General features: G+C 50.1%; 1 protein-coding gene. It reads left to right on the top strand.

The window, feature by feature from the left end:
• On the top strand, positions 1–469 hold a 469-nt coding region (locus MKJ01_RS18985; RefSeq protein WP_241632722.1), incomplete at both ends, for a SprB repeat-containing protein.

The raw sequence follows: 469 nt of genomic DNA, 5'->3' as shown, positions 1-469 counted from the left end.
GTACAGCTGGGCACCAAGCGGCGGAACTGGAGCTACAGCTACAGGTTTAGCAGCGGGAACTTATACTGTAACGGTAAAAGATGCTAACAACTGTACCGTGACAAGAACATTCACGGTAACGCAGCCTGCAAGTGCCGTAAGCGGAACAACAGTAGTAACCAACGTAGCTTGTAACGGTGCTTCCAACGGAGCAATCAACCTTACACCTGCTGGTGGAACAGCACCTTATACCTTCAACTGGGGTGGCGGAGTAACCACAGAAGACAGAACTGGATTAGCTGCCGGAACGTATACAGTAGTAATTACTGATGCGAACGGATGTACAGCAACGGTAAATGCAACGGTAACGCAGCCTGCAAGTGCCGTAAGCGGAACAACAGTAGTAACCAACATAGCTTGTAACGGTGCTTCCAACGGAGCAATCAACCTTACACCTGCTGGCGGAACAGCACCTTACACCTTCAACTGG

The sequence above is a fragment of the Chryseobacterium sp. SSA4.19 genome (genome assembly GCF_022601875.1).
Taxonomy (GTDB): domain Bacteria; phylum Bacteroidota; class Bacteroidia; order Flavobacteriales; family Weeksellaceae; genus Chryseobacterium.
This window is presented reverse-complemented; position numbering and strand designations above follow the sequence as displayed.